The sequence below is a fragment of the Pseudomonas sp. HMSC076A11 genome, assembly GCF_001810205.1.
In the GTDB taxonomy this organism is placed as follows: domain Bacteria; phylum Pseudomonadota; class Gammaproteobacteria; order Pseudomonadales; family Pseudomonadaceae; genus Pseudomonas; species Pseudomonas aeruginosa.
Window position 1 is genome coordinate 133,493 of the sequence record NZ_KV800319.1, and the last position, 15,752, is coordinate 149,244.

Genomic DNA, 15,752 nt, shown 5'->3' on the forward strand with positions numbered 1-15,752 from the left:
GGATTAACGAATGATAATAGTTATCATTTTATGCTGCGGGAATGCCTGCCTACAACCGCAGGCTGTCGGCGCCTGGCTTTCAGGAGCCTTTCAGGGCGGCGCGGTACTGCCCCGGGGTGGCGCCATGGGCTTCGCGGAAGCGCCGGTTGAAATGGCTCGGACTGGCGAAGCCGCAGGCCAGCGAGACCTCCTGGAGCGACTGCGCGGAGTACGCCAGCAGGTCGCGGGCCCGCGCCAGGCGTCGTTCCAGCACGTAGCGGTGCGGCGGCAGGCCGAAGGAGACGCGGAACATACGCGCGAAGTGGTACTCGGAGAGCGCCGCCAGCTCCGCCAGCGACCCCAGTTCCAGCGGCTGCTCCAGGTGGCTTTCGATGTAGTCGGCCAGGCGCCGCCGCACGTGCGCGGCCAGCCCGCCCTGCCAGCGTACGTCGGTACGCCTGCCGCACCCGGTGAGCAGCAGGTGGTCCACCGCCTGGTGGGCGAGGCTGGTGCATAGCAGGCGCTCGCCGGGTTCGTTCCAGTCCTGTCGTTCCAGGGTCCGGCACAGGGCGGCCAGCGGCTCGTCCTGGATGTAGGTGCGCTCCTCCAGTTGCAGGCTGCGTGGTTCGCAATCGAGGGTGCGTACCGCCGCGCCGGCCAGGCGTTCCGGGCTTATGTACAGGTGCATGAAGCCCAGGCCGCGTGTCACCGCCCAGTCGGAGTGGTGTTCGGCCGGCATCACGCAGAAGCGGTCGGGGCCGCCATAGAGCCCGGGACGATCGCGGCGGAAGGTCTGCCAGCCGCCCTGCAGGTAGAGCGACAGGGTGTGATGGCCGGGGTCGCTGTAGCCGAGGATCTCCGCTTCGTCGCGGTACCAATGGGCGAGCGCCAGGCCGTCGCTGAGCGTGCTGCTGCGCAGCAGGCGCGCATTGGAGGTCCGGTCGAGGGTGCGGAATACCTGGAAATCGCTGGGTTGGTGCATGCCGGCCATGCTACCCGCGCCCGGACGCTGCCGCGAGAGGCGGCGGATGAAAAGCGCAAGAATGGACAATGGTCGCGCCCGGCCTCGCCCGCAGACTGACGGCATCCTGTCGTTGCGGAGTCGCCATGAATCTTTCGCTGTACCTGCTCACCGTGCTCATCTGGGGCACCACCTGGATCGCCATCAAGCTGCAGATGGGCCCGGTGGCGATCACCCTGTCGATCGCCTACCGCTTCGCCCTGGCGGCGCTGGTGCTGTTCGCCGTGCTGCTGCTCGGCCGCCGCCTGCAAAGGCTGGACGCACGGGGCCAACGCCTGTGCATGGCCCAGGGCGTATGCCTGTTCTGCCTGAATTTCATCTGCTTCTATACCGCCAGCCAGTGGATTCCCAGCGGCCTGGTGGCCGTGGTGTTCTCCACCGCCACCCTGTGGAATGCGCTGAACGCCCGCCTGTGGTTCGGCCAGCGCATCGCGTCGAACGTGATGGCCGGTGGCGGTCTCGGCCTGCTCGGCCTGGGGCTGCTGTTCTGGCCGGAATTGGTGGGTCACCAGGCCACCCCGGAAACCTTCTACGGCCTCGGCCTGGCCCTGCTAGGCACGCTGTGCTTCTCCACCGGCAACATGCTTTCCAGCCTGCAACAGAAGGCCGGCATCCGCCCGCTCACCGGCAATGCCTGGAGCATGCTCTACGGCACCCTGATCCTCCTGGCGCTGTGCCTGTTCCAGGGCGTGCCGCTGAATTTCGACTGGAGCGCGCGCTACGTCGGCTCGCTGCTGTACCTGGCGATCCCCGGCTCGGTGATCGGCTTCACCGCCTACCTGACCCTGGTCGGGCGCATGGGCCCGGATCGCGCCGCCTACTGCACCGTGCTGTTCCCGGTGGTGGCGCTGAACATCTCGGCCTTCGCCGAGGGCTACCGCTGGACCGCACCGGCGCTGGCCGGGCTGGTCCTGGTGATGCTCGGCAACGTCTTGGTGTTCCGCAAGCCGAAGGCGCCGGCGCTGGCCGGGCCGGCGCGCTCGACCTAGCGGAGAGGGAGGCGCGCTCAGCCGCGTCGCCACACCTGTGGATTGACCAGGTCCAGCGGCCGCTCGCCGCGCAAGGCCGCCTCGAAGTTCTGCAGCGCCCGCTCGGCCATGGCCCGGCGGGTCTCGTGGGTGGCCGAGCCGATGTGCGGCAGGGTCACCACGTTGTCCAGGGCGAACAGCGGCGATTCGGCCAGCGGTTCCTTCTCGTAGACATCCAGGCCGGCGCCGAGGATGCGCTTCTCCCGCAGGGCGGCGACCAGCGCGGCCTCGTCGACCACCTGGCCGCGGGCGACGTTGACCAGGATCGCCGAGGGTTTCATCAGGCCCAGTTCGCGCGCACCGATCAACTGCCGGGTCTGCGCTCCCAGCGGCACCACCACGCAGACGAAGTCGGCCTCGCCGAGCAGTTCGTCGAAGCCGAGGAAGCGCGCGCCGAGTTCCTGTTCCAGTTCCGGCTTGCGGTTGTTGCCGTGGTAGAGCACCTGCATGCCGAAGCCGAAACGGCCGCGCCGGGCGATGGCCGCGCCGATCCGGCCGAGGCCGAGGATGCCGAGTTTCTTGCCATGCACGTCGGTGCCGAACTGCGGGGCGTCGACGGTGCGCTTCCAGTTCCCGGCCTTGACCCAGGCGTCCAGCTCGGCGACCCGTCGCGCGGCGCTGATCAGCAGGGCGAAGCCGAGGTCGGCGGTGGTCTCGGTGAGGACGTCGGGCGTGTTGGTGAGGGCGATGCCGCGGCGGTTCAGGTAGTCCAGGTCATAGTTGTCGTAGCCGACCGAGACGCTGGAGATGACTTCCAGCTGCTTCGCCTGTTCCAGTTGCCTGGCGCCGAGCGGCCGGCCGACGCCGATCATGCCGTGGGTATCGGGCAGGGCGGCGGCGTACTGGGCGTCGATGTCGCCCTGTTTCGGTTCGAGCACGCGGACGTTGAACTGGCATTGCAGGCGTTCGAGATGCTCGGGGGCGAGGCGACTGAAGACGAAGACGTTCTTTTTCATGACGGGACTCTGCAAGCGGGAGCGAAAGCGCCGACCATACCACCGCCATCGAAGCGGCGGGCAGGGGCCCGCCACTGGGCGGGCGATTATCGGCTCAGGAGGGTCTTCCGAGTTCCAGGCCCAGCTCCACCAGCGCCGCTTCGTCGCGCTGGAGCAGGCCGGGCAGGCTTTCCTTGAGGTATTCCACCCAGGTCTTGATCTTCGCGTCGAGATACTGCCGCGAAGGGTACAGCGCATAGACGTTGAGCTGTTGCAGGCGGTGTTGCGGCAGGACCCGCACCAGGGTGCCCTTGCCCAGGTCCTCGATGGCCGAATACACCGGCAGGATGCCGATGCCCAGCCCGGAGCGGATTGCCTCGGTCATGGCGTCGCCGACATTGACCTGGAACGGCGAGGCGCCGATGGAGACCATTTCCTGGCCGTTGGGACCGTCGAACAGCCAGCGATCCAGCGGCACCACCGGGCTGACCAGGCGCAGGCAGTCGTGGCTGGCCAGCTCCGAAGGCTCGCTCGGCGTGCCGTTCAGGCGCAGGTACTCCGGCGAGGCGCAAAGAATGCTGTAGGTCTCGCCGATGCGCTGGGAAATGAAGCCGGAATCGGGCAGCTCGGAGGCCACCACGATGGCCACGTCGAAGCCCTCGTCGAGCAGGTCCGGCACGCGGTTGGCCATGGTCAGGTCGAAGGTCACGTCGCGGTACTGCTGGCGGTAGCCGGCGATGGCGCGGATCACGTAGTGCTGGCCGATGCCGGTCATCGAATGCAGCTTCAGCTTGCCGGCGGGTCGGGCATGGGCGTCGCTGGCTTCGGCCTCGGCTTCCTCGACGTAGGCGAGGATCTGCTCGCAGCGCAGCAGGTAGCGCTGGCCGGCCTCGGTGAGGGCGATGCGACGAGTGGTACGGTTGAGCAAGCGGGTGCGCAGGTGCGTCTCGAGGTTGGCCACCGCCCGCGAAACATAGGCGGTGGTGGTGTTGAGCTGCTGGGACGCCGCGGTGAAGCTTCCGGTTTCCGCCACGCAGACGAAGGCTCGCATGTTTTGCAGGGTGTCCATCGACGGGGCCTCCTAGGCACGCGCAGAAGTGTGTCAGATTGTTGCGATGGCGGATTATTTCACATTACGCAATAAACAATCGCACTTGAGCCAGCTTATCAGCAGCCGCCAGCCTCTTAAAATTCATCGGCCCCCGAGCGCACGAACGCTCGAGCGGGTTGAACGGCGCCCGTACCGTTCAAATTCCGTGCTTCGCCCCTCCAGGATCAGACAACGTGCCGCGTGCTCTCAGGAAGGAACTGACCTTGGTCGGCTCCTTCGTCGGTTTTCTCGTCGTTTTCTCCGCAATATCCGGTTGTGTCAGTACAGGCGATATCGCCCCCGAGGCCGCCACGCTCGACGCCAACGCCCTGGCCACCGACCATGCGATCCAGGCTGCCGCCCGCGAGGCCGGCTGGCCGCAGGCGCAGTGGTGGAAGGTGTATGCCGATCCGCAGCTGGACGCCTGGATCGAGAAGGCGCTGGACGGCAATCCAGGCCTGGCGGTAGCCCATGCGCGGGTACGCCAGGCGAAGTCCATGGCCGGGCTGGTGGAGTCCATCGAGTCGCCGCAGATCGAGGGCAAGGGCTCGCTGGTCCGCCACCGCTGGCCGGACGACTATTTCTACGGCCCCGGCGACCTGGCGCGGACCACTTCCTGGAACAACTCCACCGAGATCGGCCTGAACTACAAGCTCGATCTCTGGGGGCGCGACCGCAGCGACAGCGAGCGCGCCGTCGACCTGGCCCACATGGCCGCCGCCGAGGCGCGCCAGGCGCAGCTCGAGCTGGAGGGCAACATCGTCCGCGCCTACGTCCAGCTCTCGTTGCAGTACGCCGAGATGGACATCGCCAAGGCCATGCTGCAACAGCAGCGCGACATCCTCGCCCTGGCCCAGCGTCGCCTGCGCGGCGGCATCGGCACGCATTTCGAGGTCAGCCAGGCGGAAGTGCCGCTGCCCGAGACCGAGCGCCGCATCGAGGTGATCGACGAAGAAATCCAGCTCACCCGCAACCTGCTCGCCGCCCTGGCCGGCAAGGGCCCGGGCGAGGGCCGCACGATCCGCCGGCCAAGCCTGAACCTGGCGGCGCAGCCGAGCCTGCCCAGCGCCTTGCCGGCCGAACTGCTCGGTCGCCGCCCGGATGTGGTCGCCCGCCGCTGGCAGGTCGCCGCCCTGGCCAAGGGCGTGGACGTGGCGCGCGCCGACTTCTACCCCAACGTCGACCTGATGGCCTCGGTCGGCTTCAGTGCCGTCGGCGGCGGCATGCTGGAGTTCTTCCGCAGCGCCAAGTACACCTACAGCGCCGGCCCGGCGGTGACCCTGCCGATCTTCGACGGCGGCCGCCTGCGTTCGCAGTTGGGCGAGGCGGCGGCCGGCTACGACGCGGCGGTGGAGCAATACAACCAGACCCTGGTGGATGCGCTGAAGAACATTTCCGACCAGTTGATCCGCCTGCATTCGGTGGACATCCAGAAGGACTTCGCCGCGCAATCGGTGGCTTCCGCGCAGAAGACCTACGATATCGCCACCCTGGCCTACCAGCGCGGCCTCACCGATTACCTCAACGTGCTCAACGCGCAGACCCGGCTGTTCCAGCAGCAACTGGTCCAGGAGCAGGTGCAGGCCGCCCGGCTGGCCGCCCACGCCAGCCTGCTCACCGCCCTCGGCGGCGGCGTCGGGGCCGGCGCCGATACGCCGGCGCAGCGGAAGCTGGCGCCGGAGAACGTCCCGGTCAGAGCGGTGTCTTCGCGATGAGTGGCCGCTCCGCTGGTTTCGCCCTGCCCAGCCGCGACGAGTGGCGGCGCGCGCTGGCCGAGTGGGCGCGCAGCGACGGGGCGACCTGGATCTACGTGTTCAAGGTGCTCTGCGCGGCCTTCCTGACCCTCTGGCTGGCGATGCGCCTGGAATTGCCGCAGCCGAGCACGGCGACCATCACCGTGTTCATCGTCATGCAGCCGCAGAGCGGCCAGGTGTTCGCCAAGAGCTTCTACCGCATCCTCGGCACCCTGGTCGGCCTCAGCGTGATGGTCACCCTGATCGCCCTGTTCGCCCAGGAGCGAGTGCTGTTCCTGCTCAGCTCGGCGATCTGGATCGGCCTCTGCACCGCCGGGGCCGCCCGCTACCGTGACTTCCGCTCCTACGCCTGCGTGCTCGCCGGCTACACCGCGACGCTGATCGGCATCCCCGCCACCAGCCATCCGGAAGGCGCCTTCATGCAGGCGATCTGGCGGGTCCTGGAAATCAGCCTGGCGATCCTCTGCTCGGGGGTGGTCAGCGCGGTGATCATGCCGCAGACCACCAGCGCGGCGATGCGCAATGCGCTGTACGTGCGCTTCGGCCTGTTCGCCGCGTTCGTCCTCGACAGCCTGCGCGGGGTCGGCGGGCGCGAGCGCTTCGAAAGCAGCAACGTGGCCTTCGCCGCCCAGGCGGTGGGCTTGGAGACGATGCGCGCGGCGAGCGCCTTCGAGGATCCGCACATGCGCCTGCGCAATGGCCGGCTGATTCGCCTGAGCAGCGAGTTCATGGCCATGAATACCCGTTTCCACGCCCTCCACCAGTTGCTCGAACGCTTGCGCGCGCAGGGCTCCACCCAGGTGCTGGATGCGTTCGAGCCGTGCCTGGAGGAAATCACCGGGCTGCTCGAGGAGATCCGTGGCCGCGCCGTCACCGACCATGACGCCGAGCGCTTCGCCCAGCGCCTCGCCGACTGCCGCGAACGCCTGATGGCGCGTATCCGCCAGGCGCGCGGCGAGCTGCTGGCGCGAGAGCCGGGCGAAGAGGCGCGGCTGGACTTCAATACCGCCGCCGAGCTGCTCTACCGTTTCGCCGAGGAAATGCACGACTACGCCCTGACCCATGCCTCGCTGGCCGCCCACCGCCACGAGCGCGAGCAGTGGAAGGACGCCTTCACCGCCAAGGCCAACGCGGTGGCGGCGGCAGTGGCGGGGATGCGCACCGGGTTGATGATCCTGCTGTTCGGCTGTTTCTGGATCTACAGCACCTGGCCCAGCGGCGGCACCTTCGCCCTCAACGCGGTGGCGGTCTCGGCGCTGGCCTCGGCGGCGCCGAACCCGAAGAAGGTCGCCATGCAGATGGCCATCGGCACCATGGCGGCGGCGCTGCTCGGCTTCAGCGAGATGTTCTTCGTCTACCCGCATATCGACGGTTTCCCGCTGCTATGCCTGGTACTGGCGCCGGTGTTCGCCCTCGGCGCGTTCATCTCCTCGCGGCCGCAGTGGGCCGGCTACGGTCTCGGCCTGCTGGTGTTCTTCTGCTTCGGTTCGGTGCCGGCGAACCTGACCGTCTACGACCCGGCCCACGTGATCAACGAGTACATCGCCCTGATCCTCTCGATGCTGCTCTCGGCCGCGGCCGCCGCGGTCATTCTGCCGCCCAACAGCGCCTGGCTGTGGAAGCGCCTCGAGCGCGACCTGCGGATGCGCGTGGTGTTCGCCATCAGCGGCAGGAGCAGGGGGCTTGGCTCGGCCTTCGAAAGCGGTACCCGCGACCTGCTGAACCAGGCCTATGGCGTCGCCGCCGGGCGCCCGGACGTGCAGCGCGGGCTGCTGCGCTGGATGTTCCTGGTGCTCGAGGTCGGCCACGCGATCATCGAGCTGCGTCGCGAGCAGGAGCGCCTGCCGGACGAACCCTGCTACGCCGAGGCCATGCCCTGGCGCCAGGCGATCCGCGCCATGGGGCGGGCCCTGATCCGGCTGTTCGTGCGCCCCGGTGCGGAGAACCTGGAGCGCGCTCTGGCGGCTGTCGACCAGGCCATCCACGCGGCCAGGCACACCGACGAACCCTGCGCGCCGCACTTCGACAGCTCGCCGCTACGGCGGGTGCGCAGCTACCTGCACTTCATCCGTTCTTCCCTGCTCGCGCCGACCTCGCCACTGACCGAACTGGCCGGCCGGACGAGCGGCCAAGGTACCGTCCATGCCTCGTGAAATCGCCATCCATGGGGTCTACATGCCGACCCTGACGCTGTTGTTCGTGATCGCCGCGGCGCTCACCTGGGGGCTCGACCGGATCTTCGCCTCGGTTGGCCTGTATCGCTTCACCTGGCACCCGGCGCTGTTCCGGGTCAGCCTGTTCGCCTGCCTGTACGGCGGCCTGTCCCTGACCATCTACCGCTGAGGCGGTAGCGCACCTCTTCGTTATCGTGAGCCGACCATGACCTTGAAATCCGTAATCAGCCTGCTGGCGACCCTGCTGATCCTGCTGGTCGCCGTATTTATCGGGCGGACCCTGTGGGTCAACTACATGGACACCCCCTGGACCCGTGACGGTCGCGTGCGCGCCGACGTGATCAATGTCGCCGCCGACGTTTCCGGGATCGTCGTCGACGTCCCGGTGCGCGACAACCAGTTGGTGAAGAAAGGCGACCTGCTGATGCAGATCGACCCCGACCACTACCGTATTGCGGTGAAGCAGGCCGAGTCGCTGGTTGCCTCGCGCAAGGCGACCCTGGAGATGCGCCAGTTGAACGCCCGGCGGCGCGCGGAAATGGATGAGATGGTGGTCTCCCGCGAAAGCCGCGACGACGCCCACAACACCGCCGCCGCGGCGATGGCCGACTACGAGCAGGCCAAGGCCCAGCTCGACGCCGCGCGCCTGAACCTGGAGCGCACCCGGGTGGTGGCGCAGGTCGACGGCTACGTCACCAACCTCAACGTGCACCGTGGCGACTACGCGCGGGTCGGCGAGGCGAAGATGGCGGTGATCGACAAGAACTCCTACTGGGTCTACGGCTACTTCGAGGAAACCAAGCTGCCGTACATCCGCGAAGGCGACCCGGTGGACATGCAGCTGATGAGCGGCGAACACCTCAAGGGCCATGTGGAAAGCATCGCCCGCGGCATCTACGACCGCGACAACCCGGAAAGCCGCGAGCTGACCGCCGACGTCAACCCCACTTTCAACTGGGTGCGCCTGGCCCAGCGCGTGCCGGTGCGGGTACACATCGACGAAGTGCCGGACGGCGTGCTGCTCTCGGCGGGGATCACCTGCACGGTGATCGTCAAGCCGCAAGGGCGCGACGACCAGGCCTCGGCGGCGCAGGCGCCGGGGCGGGCCGGTTGAGTGGAAGGGGCAGGGAGAAGCCCGGCGGATGCCGGGCTTTTTCGTTTCGGCGGGGCGGAAGAGGGCGCCACTCGCCAGGAATACGCTGCGGTTGGCGGCTGCCGGCGGTGAATATCCACCCGGCGGCCTAGGCCCCGACCTGTTCGGCCGGCGACACGATCAGGCCCTTGCCGCCGCGCGAGCGGCCGGAGCTGAGGTAGTCGGCGATGGATTCCTGGGTGACCTCGCCGAGGAACTGCTGGTCGGGGTCGAGCACCGGCAGCCAGGAGCTGTTGAACTCGTACATCCGCGACAACAGGATGCGCAGGTGCTCGTCGTGGCTGGCGGTGACCCGGAACGGGGTGACGAACGGCGCGCAGGTGCCCTCCTGGCGGCGCAGGTCCTTGCGTCGCACGTAGCCCAGGCCCTTGCCCTGGTCATCCACCACGATCAGGTAGCGCCGGTCGTTCTCGTCCATCAGTTCCAGCGCCTCGGCCACCGGGGTCTGCGGCCGGGCGGTGACCAGGCTGCTGTCGGCGGCGTCTTCGGCGCGCACCAGGAGCAGGCGCTTGAGCGTGCTGTCCTGGCCGGTGAAGGCGCTGACGAACTCGTCCGCCGGGTGCGCCAGCAGGGTGTCCGGGTGGTCGTACTGGAGCAGCCGGCCGCTCTTGAACACCGCCACCTTGTCACCCAGCTTGATGGCTTCGTCGATGTCGTGGCTGACCATGATCACGGTCATGCCGAGCTTGCGCTGCATTTCGAAGAACTCGTTCTGGATCGACTCGCGGTTGATCGGATCGACCGCGCCGAACGGCTCGTCCATCAGCAGCAGCGGCGCGTCCGCCGCCAGCGCGCGGATTACCCCGACGCGCTGCTGCTGGCCGCCGGAGAGTTCGCGCGGGTAGCGTTGCAGGTACTGCTTGGGCTCCAGCTTGACCATGCTCATCAGCTCGCGGGCCTTCTCCTTGCAGCGCGCCTTGTCCCAGCCGAGCAGGCGCGGCACGACCATGATGTTTTCCTCGATGGTCATGTTCGGGAACAGGCCGATCTGCTGGATCACGTAGCCGATGTGGCGGCGCAGGGTGACTTCGTCGAGGTCCGCGGTGTCCTGGCCGTCGATCAGCACGCGGCCGGAGGTCGGCGGGATGATCCGGTTGATCATCTTCAGGGTGGTGGTCTTGCCGCAGCCGGAGGGGCCGAGGAAGACGCAGATCTCGCCTTTCTCCACGGTCAGGCTGACGGAATCGACGGCGCGGAACTCCTTGCCGTTCTTCTGGGTGAAGGTCTTGCTGAGCTTGTCCAGTTCGATCATGTTCGGCTCCTGTCAGTGCGCGCTGGCGCGCAGTCCCTTGGGGGTGAGGATGCGTTGCAGCCATTGCAGCAGCAGGTCGGCGGCGATGGCCAGGAGGCTGACCAGTACCGCGCCGACCACCAGCATCGGCATGTTGCTCTGGCTGATGGAAGTGAGGATCAGCACGCCCAGGCCGCCGGCGCCGATCACCGCGGCGATGGTCATCACGCCGATGTTCATCACCACGGCGGTGCGTACGCCGGCGAGGATCACCGGCACCGCGAGGGGAATGTCGACCATCCGCAGGCGTTGCCAGAAGGTCATGCCGATGCCCTTGCCGGCCTCGCGGATGCCCGCTTCGACGCCGGTCAGGGCGAGGTAGGTGTTGCGCAGGATCGGCAGCAGCGAATAGAGGAACACCGCGGTGATCGCCGGCAGCGGCCCGAGGCCCTGGCCGAATACCGAGTAGACCGGCATCAGCAGGCCGAACAGGGCGATCGAGGGGATGGTCAGCATCACCGTGGCGGCGCCCTGCAACGGGCCGGCCAGCCACGTGAAGCGGGTCATCAGCACGCCCAGCGGCACGCCGACGAGGATCGCCAGGCCTACGGCGACCAGTACCAGCAGCAGGTGCTGGAGGGTGAGCTGGCCGACCTGGGACCAGTCGAGATGGGAAAGCACGCTGAAGAAGTCCATTACTGGCTACCTCCCTGGCCGGCCTGGCCGTCGTCGAGCAGGTGGTGTTCGCGGAGGAAGTCGGCGGCGACCTTCTGTGGCGTCTGCTGCTCGATATCGACCCGCGCGTTGAGCGCCTGCATGGTGGCGTCGTCGAGCCGCTCGATGATCGGATCGAACAGCGTGGCGAACTCCGGATGGCGCTGCATGACCTCCTTACGCACCACCGGGGCGGCGTTGTAGAAGGGGAAGTACTGCTTGTCGTCCTTCAGCACGCGCAGCTTGAAATCCTTCAGGCGGCCGTCGGTGGTGTAGACGAGGCCGAGGAACACCTGGCGGTTCTTCAGCGCGGTGTAGACCAGCCCGGCGTCCATCTGGCGGATGTCGTTGCGGGTGAAGTGCAGGGCGTACAGCTCGCTCATGGGGCCGAGGCCGTCGGGGCGGCCGGCGAACTCCGGGTCCATGGCGAACAGGTGGGTGCTCCCGGGCTCGGCCTCCTGCTGTTCGGCGAGCACCCGCGCGAGATCGCTGACGCTCTGGATGCCCAGGCGCTCGGCCTGTTCCTCGGGCATGGCCAGGGCATAGGTGTTGTTGAAGCGGGTCGGCTTCAGCCAGACCAGGCCCTGGGCTTCGTCGAGTTGCTTGACCCGGCGGTAGGAAGCCGCGGCGTCGAGCTTCTCGTCGATGTGGTTGTAGACGATCAGCGACGAGCCGGTGTACTCCCAGACGATATCCAGTTGGCCGCTTTCCTGGGCGGCGCGGGCCAGGGTGCTGCCCAGGCCGGTGGTGACCGTCACGTCGTAGCCGCGCTTCTGCAGGAACTGCGCGGTGATGGCGGTGAGGATGCGCTGCTCGGTGAAGGTCTTGCCGCCGATGCGCAGGGTTTCCGCCTGCGCCAGGCCGGCGGCGAACAGGCCGGCGCAGGCCAGGCAGAGTGAGCGGATCAGTCGGTTCATCAGGCCTCCTTGGCGGTCAGGCCGCGTTCCAGGAACATGCGGCTGAACAGCACCACCAGGGCGTCCAGCAGCAGGGCGAGGAGCGCCGTGCAGGCGGCGCCGAGCAGCAGTTGCTGGTGGTTGTTCAGGTAGATGCCGGGGAAGATCAGGCTGCCCAGGCTGTTGGCGCCGATCAGGAACGCCAGCGGCGCGGAGCCGACGTTCAGTGCCAGGGCCACGCGCACGCCGCCGACGATGATCGGCACCGCGTTCGGCAGTTCCACCCGCAGCAGCACCTGGTTGGGCGTCATGCCGATGCCGGTGGCGGCTTCCTTCAGCGCCGGCGAGACATTGCGCAGGCCCTCGTAGGTGTTGCGCACGATCGGCAGCAGCGAGGCGAGGAACAGGGCAAGGATTGCCGGGCCGTTGCCGATGCCGATGATCGCCAGGGCGATGGCCAGCACCGCCAGCGGCGGGATGGTGTTGCCGACGTTGAACACCTGCATCAGGCGTTCGGCCTGGGCCTGCATGCCGGGACGGCTGAGCAGGATGCCGGCCGGCACGCCGACCAGCAGGGCGGCCACCATCGAACTGAAGACCAGCACCAGGTGGGCCTGCAAGTAGAACAGCAGGTCCTCGCGGTAGTGGAGGATGGTCGCGGGGGTGATCCAGTGGATCAGCAAGGCCAGTACGGCGGCTGCGGCGCAGAGGCCGAGCAGGGCCTTGCCACAGGTTTTCACCATGGTCGGGACTCCCTTCGGAATGAGCGTTGGCTACGCTGTCGGGCGCTTCGTCGAAGCGCGGAAACAGGCCGGAAATCAAAGGCTTCGGATGGGCACCGAATTCCCGACCCTGAAAGGGTTGACCGTTCGTCGTTCGCGGAGGTTCAACGAAACGGCCATGCTTGTGCCATGGCCGGGCCTGGGCAAGCGGCCGCAGCCGCCGTCTCGCCTGGGCTGGCGGCGAACGAAGAAATTTTCCCCGGGGAAGCGGTCGATAATGGCGCTGCCGCGTCGGCGGCGCGCCATGCACCGTATCGGTGCGCTGGACGTCCAGGGCTTTTCTGCGGTTATGATGCGGGTTCCGAAATTTTCTCGGGCTTTTCCAGACATTCGCACCCCACGGTTCACGGATCGGCCTTTTGGGGTAGGTGTTTTACCTTCTGCTAAGGGAGTACCCCGCGTCATGCTCGATCTCGTCGCGGCATTCATTGCCTTGACCACCTTGCTCACCTACGTGAACTACCGCTTCATCCGCCTGCCGCCGACCATCGGCGTGATGGCCACGGCGCTGGTGTTCTCGCTGATCGTCCAGGGGCTGTCGGAACTGGGCTATCCGATCCTCGAGGTGGAGATGCAGGAAATCATCCGCCGCATCGACTTCTCCGAAGTGCTGATGACCTGGTTCCTGCCCGCGCTGCTGTTCGCCGGCGCACTGCACGTCGACCTCTCCGACCTGCGCAGCTACAAGTGGCCGATCGGCCTGCTGGCCACCGCCGGGGTGCTGATCGCCACCTTCGTCATCGGTGGCCTGGCCTACTACACCTTCCCGCTGTTCGGCTGGCAGGTGGATTTCATCTACTGCCTGCTGTTCGGCGCGCTGATCTCGCCGACCGACCCCATTGCCGTGCTCGGCATCCTCAAGTCCGCCGGCGCGCCGAAACCGCTGGCGACCACCATCGTCGGCGAGTCGCTGTTCAACGACGGCACCGCGGTGGTGGTGTTCGCCATCATCCTCGGCATCCTCCAGCTCGGCGAGGCGCCCACGGTCAGCGCCACGGCGATCCTCTTCGTCCAGGAAGCCATCGGCGGCGTGGTCTTCGGTGCGGTGCTCGGCTACGGCGTGTTCGTGATGATGCGCGGCATCGACCAGTACCAGGTGGAGGTCATGCTGACCCTCGCCCTGGTCATCGGCGGTGCCGCGCTGGCCGCGCGCCTGCACGTATCGGCGCCGATCGCGATGGTGGTGGCCGGGCTGATCATCGGCAACCACGGACGCCACTACGCGATGTCGGACGAGACCCGGCGCTACGTGGACAAGTTCTGGGAACTGATCGACGAGATCCTCAACGCCCTGCTGTTCGCCCTGATCGGCCTGGAGCTGCTGCTGTTGCCGTTCTCCTGGCTGCACGTGGCGGCGGCCTTCGCCCTCGGCGGCGCGGTGCTGGTCTCGCGCCTGCTCACGGTGGGCCCGGCGATCCTGGTCCTGCGCCGTTTCCGTGGCGCCAACCGGCAGGTACCGGCGGGCACCATCCGCATCCTGGTCTGGGGTGGGCTGCGCGGCGGCGTCTCGGTGGCGCTGGCGCTGTCCCTGCCGTTGGGGCCGGAGCGCGACCTGATCCTCAGCCTGACCTACATCGTGGTGCTGGTATCGATCCTGCTCCAGGGGCTTTCCATCGGCCCGCTGGTGCGTCGTATCTACGCCGGCCAGCCGCTGGAGAAAAGCGAGGGGGCGCACTGAGCGCAGCCTTCGCAAAGCGAGCGCCCGCCGTCATGGCGGGCGTTTTCGTTGGCGGCCATCAGGCGCTGTCCTGTGGCGCTTCGTTGCGATGGGTGCCGCGCAGGTTCATCGCCGCCAGGCAGACCTGCAGCAGGATCAGCGCATAGGCCTGGGCGTAAAGGCCCCAGGCGATCCACAGCAGGTTGCTGGCGAGGAACACCCAGAAGCCGACCTTGCGTCTTCGCCGATGCGCCGACGCCACCAGCCAGGCGGCCACCACCGTGACCAGCATGGCGGGCCATTGCAGGTAGTCCAGCCAGTGCATGCGTGCATCCTTTTTCCGACCTTTGAGGGTCAGACCAGCCCTGGCGCGGCAAAGTGCGGTCGGATCGGATAGCCGTGCAGCAGCGACCTGACCCGCTCCTCGTCGAGCGCTCCGTTGAACTCGGCGCCCAGGGCTTCGCGGTGGATGCCGGTGGCGCCCAGCCAGAGCGTATCGATGCGCGCGGCGAGGGCGCCGGGGACGTCGGTCACCAGCGAGTCGCCGACGAACAGGATGTGCCGCGCGCCGCGCGCTTCCAGTTGCCGCTGGGCGATGCGGAAGGCCGCCGGGTCGGGCTTGCCGTACCAGCTGACCTGGCCGCCTTCCTCGCTGAACAGCTCGGCGAGCATGCCCGCGCCGTATACCGTGCGGCCGCCGGAAACCACCACGCGGTCCGGGTTGGCGCAGAGGAACGGCAGGTCGGTGGCGCCGCGCAGGGGCGCGAAGCGCTGTTCCAGTTCTTCCTGGGGAAAGCTGCCGACGCCGACGATCAGCGCCGCCTGGGCGATGTCGTCGACGAAGCGCTCGCGGATTTCCGCCGGCCAGCTCTGCTGGGCCAGGCCGACGCCGGCCAGGTAGATACCGCCACGCCGGTATTCGGCGGTTTGCAGCAGGGCGTCGATGGTCAACTGGCCGGACGTGGTGATGCCGGCGAACCAGTCGCGCCGGATGCCCAGGCGCTCGAGCCCGGCGCTCATTTCCGCCACGCTGCTGGACGAGTTGCTGAGGAACCAGACCGGGCGGCCTTCGGCGTGCCGCCGGGCGAGCCAGGCAAGGGCGCCGGGGAACGCCTCGGCGCCGTCCATCACTACGCCCCAGAGATCGAGAAGGAAGCCGTCATAGTCGGCGCAGAGCGCCTCCAGTTGCGCATGGTCGAGCAGGCGGGTGCTGGTGGCGGCGCTGAAGCGCGGGGAGGTCGGGGCATCGCTCATGGGAGTCTCGTCGCGGCTGTCGAAGTGGGCCGCCGCGTGCGGCGGCGAGTCCCAAGGGTGCCAAACTTGCGTGACGGGACCAAG

15 protein-coding genes are annotated in these 15,752 nt (G+C 67.8%); 6 read left to right on the plus strand and 9 right to left on the minus strand.

The genetic code is table 11. The annotated features are described in order from the left end of the window. Positions 1–79: 79 nt before the first annotated feature. Positions 80–961 (minus strand): efflux pump transcriptional regulator MdrR1, encoded by an 882-nt coding sequence (mdrR1, locus tag HMPREF2716_RS25005; RefSeq protein ID WP_003122048.1) that lies wholly within the window; start codon positions 959–961, stop codon positions 80–82. A 125-nt stretch (positions 962–1,086) separates the two neighbouring features. On the opposite strand from mdrR1, the gene HMPREF2716_RS25010 reads away from it, so the two are divergent. Next, positions 1,087–1,989, plus strand: coding sequence for a DMT family transporter (locus HMPREF2716_RS25010; RefSeq protein ID WP_003092997.1), 903 nt, complete (start codon positions 1,087–1,089; stop codon positions 1,987–1,989). A gap of 17 nt (positions 1,990–2,006) precedes the next feature. Here HMPREF2716_RS25010 and HMPREF2716_RS25015 read toward each other — a convergent pair whose 3' ends face one another. Together HMPREF2716_RS25015 and HMPREF2716_RS25020 are read right to left on the minus strand one after the other, a co-directional pair. Further along, entirely contained in the window at positions 2,007–2,984 is a 978-nt protein-coding gene (locus HMPREF2716_RS25015; RefSeq protein WP_003104226.1) for a 2-hydroxyacid dehydrogenase, read from the minus strand. Positions 2,985–3,078: 94 nt separating this feature from the next. Then, positions 3,079–4,032 (minus strand): LysR family transcriptional regulator, encoded by a 954-nt coding sequence (locus HMPREF2716_RS25020; protein WP_003092994.1) that lies wholly within the window; start codon positions 4,030–4,032, stop codon positions 3,079–3,081. Positions 4,033–4,277: 245 nt separating this feature from the next. Between HMPREF2716_RS25020 and HMPREF2716_RS25025 the strand changes: the two genes are divergently transcribed. Genes HMPREF2716_RS25025 through HMPREF2716_RS25040 form a run of 4 tightly spaced genes read left to right on the plus strand, consistent with a single transcriptional unit; the run spans position 4,278 to position 9,095 of the window. Beyond that, positions 4,278–5,768, plus strand: a complete 1,491-nt coding sequence (locus HMPREF2716_RS25025) for an efflux transporter outer membrane subunit (RefSeq protein WP_003105655.1) — start codon at positions 4,278–4,280, stop codon at positions 5,766–5,768. After that, positions 5,765–7,960, plus strand: coding sequence for an FUSC family protein (locus HMPREF2716_RS25030; RefSeq protein WP_003119252.1), 2,196 nt, complete (start codon positions 5,765–5,767; stop codon positions 7,958–7,960). Before HMPREF2716_RS25025 ends, HMPREF2716_RS25030 begins: the two co-directional genes overlap by 4 nt. Further along, the gene (locus tag HMPREF2716_RS25035; protein ID WP_003082823.1) at positions 7,950–8,150 is read left to right on the plus strand and encodes a DUF1656 domain-containing protein; all 201 of its coding nucleotides are present in this window, start codon (positions 7,950–7,952) and stop codon (positions 8,148–8,150) included. Before HMPREF2716_RS25030 ends, HMPREF2716_RS25035 begins: the two co-directional genes overlap by 11 nt. Before the next feature lie 36 nt (positions 8,151–8,186). Then, positions 8,187–9,095, plus strand: a complete 909-nt coding sequence (locus HMPREF2716_RS25040; RefSeq protein ID WP_003113767.1) for an efflux RND transporter periplasmic adaptor subunit — start codon at positions 8,187–8,189, stop codon at positions 9,093–9,095. A gap of 127 nt (positions 9,096–9,222) precedes the next feature. Here HMPREF2716_RS25040 and HMPREF2716_RS25045 read toward each other — a convergent pair whose 3' ends face one another. Genes HMPREF2716_RS25045 through HMPREF2716_RS25060 form a run of 4 tightly spaced genes read right to left on the minus strand, consistent with a single transcriptional unit; the run spans position 9,223 to position 12,718 of the window. Continuing rightward, on the minus strand, positions 9,223–10,386 hold the full coding sequence (locus HMPREF2716_RS25045) for an osmoprotectant ABC transporter ATP-binding protein OsmV (RefSeq protein ID WP_003113768.1): 1,164 nt from the start codon (positions 10,384–10,386) through the stop codon (positions 9,223–9,225). Positions 10,387–10,398: 12 nt separating this feature from the next. Next, positions 10,399–11,061, minus strand: coding sequence for an ABC transporter permease (locus tag HMPREF2716_RS25050; RefSeq protein ID WP_003119254.1), 663 nt, complete (start codon positions 11,059–11,061; stop codon positions 10,399–10,401). Beyond that, positions 11,061–11,996 (minus strand): glycine betaine ABC transporter substrate-binding protein, encoded by a 936-nt coding sequence (locus HMPREF2716_RS25055; protein WP_003105663.1) that lies wholly within the window; start codon positions 11,994–11,996, stop codon positions 11,061–11,063. The genes HMPREF2716_RS25050 and HMPREF2716_RS25055 overlap by 1 nt, the downstream gene beginning before the upstream one ends. After that, positions 11,996–12,718, minus strand: coding sequence for an ABC transporter permease (locus HMPREF2716_RS25060; RefSeq protein ID WP_023517995.1), 723 nt, complete (start codon positions 12,716–12,718; stop codon positions 11,996–11,998). Before HMPREF2716_RS25060 ends, HMPREF2716_RS25055 begins: the two co-directional genes overlap by 1 nt. A gap of 442 nt (positions 12,719–13,160) precedes the next feature. Here HMPREF2716_RS25060 and HMPREF2716_RS25065 point away from each other — a divergent pair, with 442 nt between their 5' ends. Next, on the plus strand, positions 13,161–14,435 hold the full coding sequence (locus HMPREF2716_RS25065) for a cation:proton antiporter (RefSeq protein WP_003105667.1): 1,275 nt from the start codon (positions 13,161–13,163) through the stop codon (positions 14,433–14,435). 58 nt (positions 14,436–14,493) lie between these two features. Here HMPREF2716_RS25065 and HMPREF2716_RS25070 read toward each other — a convergent pair whose 3' ends face one another. Continuing rightward, entirely contained in the window at positions 14,494–14,739 is a 246-nt protein-coding gene (locus HMPREF2716_RS25070; RefSeq protein ID WP_003092978.1) for a YgjV family protein, read from the minus strand. Positions 14,740–14,768: 29 nt separating this feature from the next. Then, entirely contained in the window at positions 14,769–15,668 is a 900-nt protein-coding gene (locus HMPREF2716_RS25075; protein WP_023517994.1) for a TIGR01459 family HAD-type hydrolase, read from the minus strand. Between the last annotated feature and the right edge of the window lie 84 nt (positions 15,669–15,752).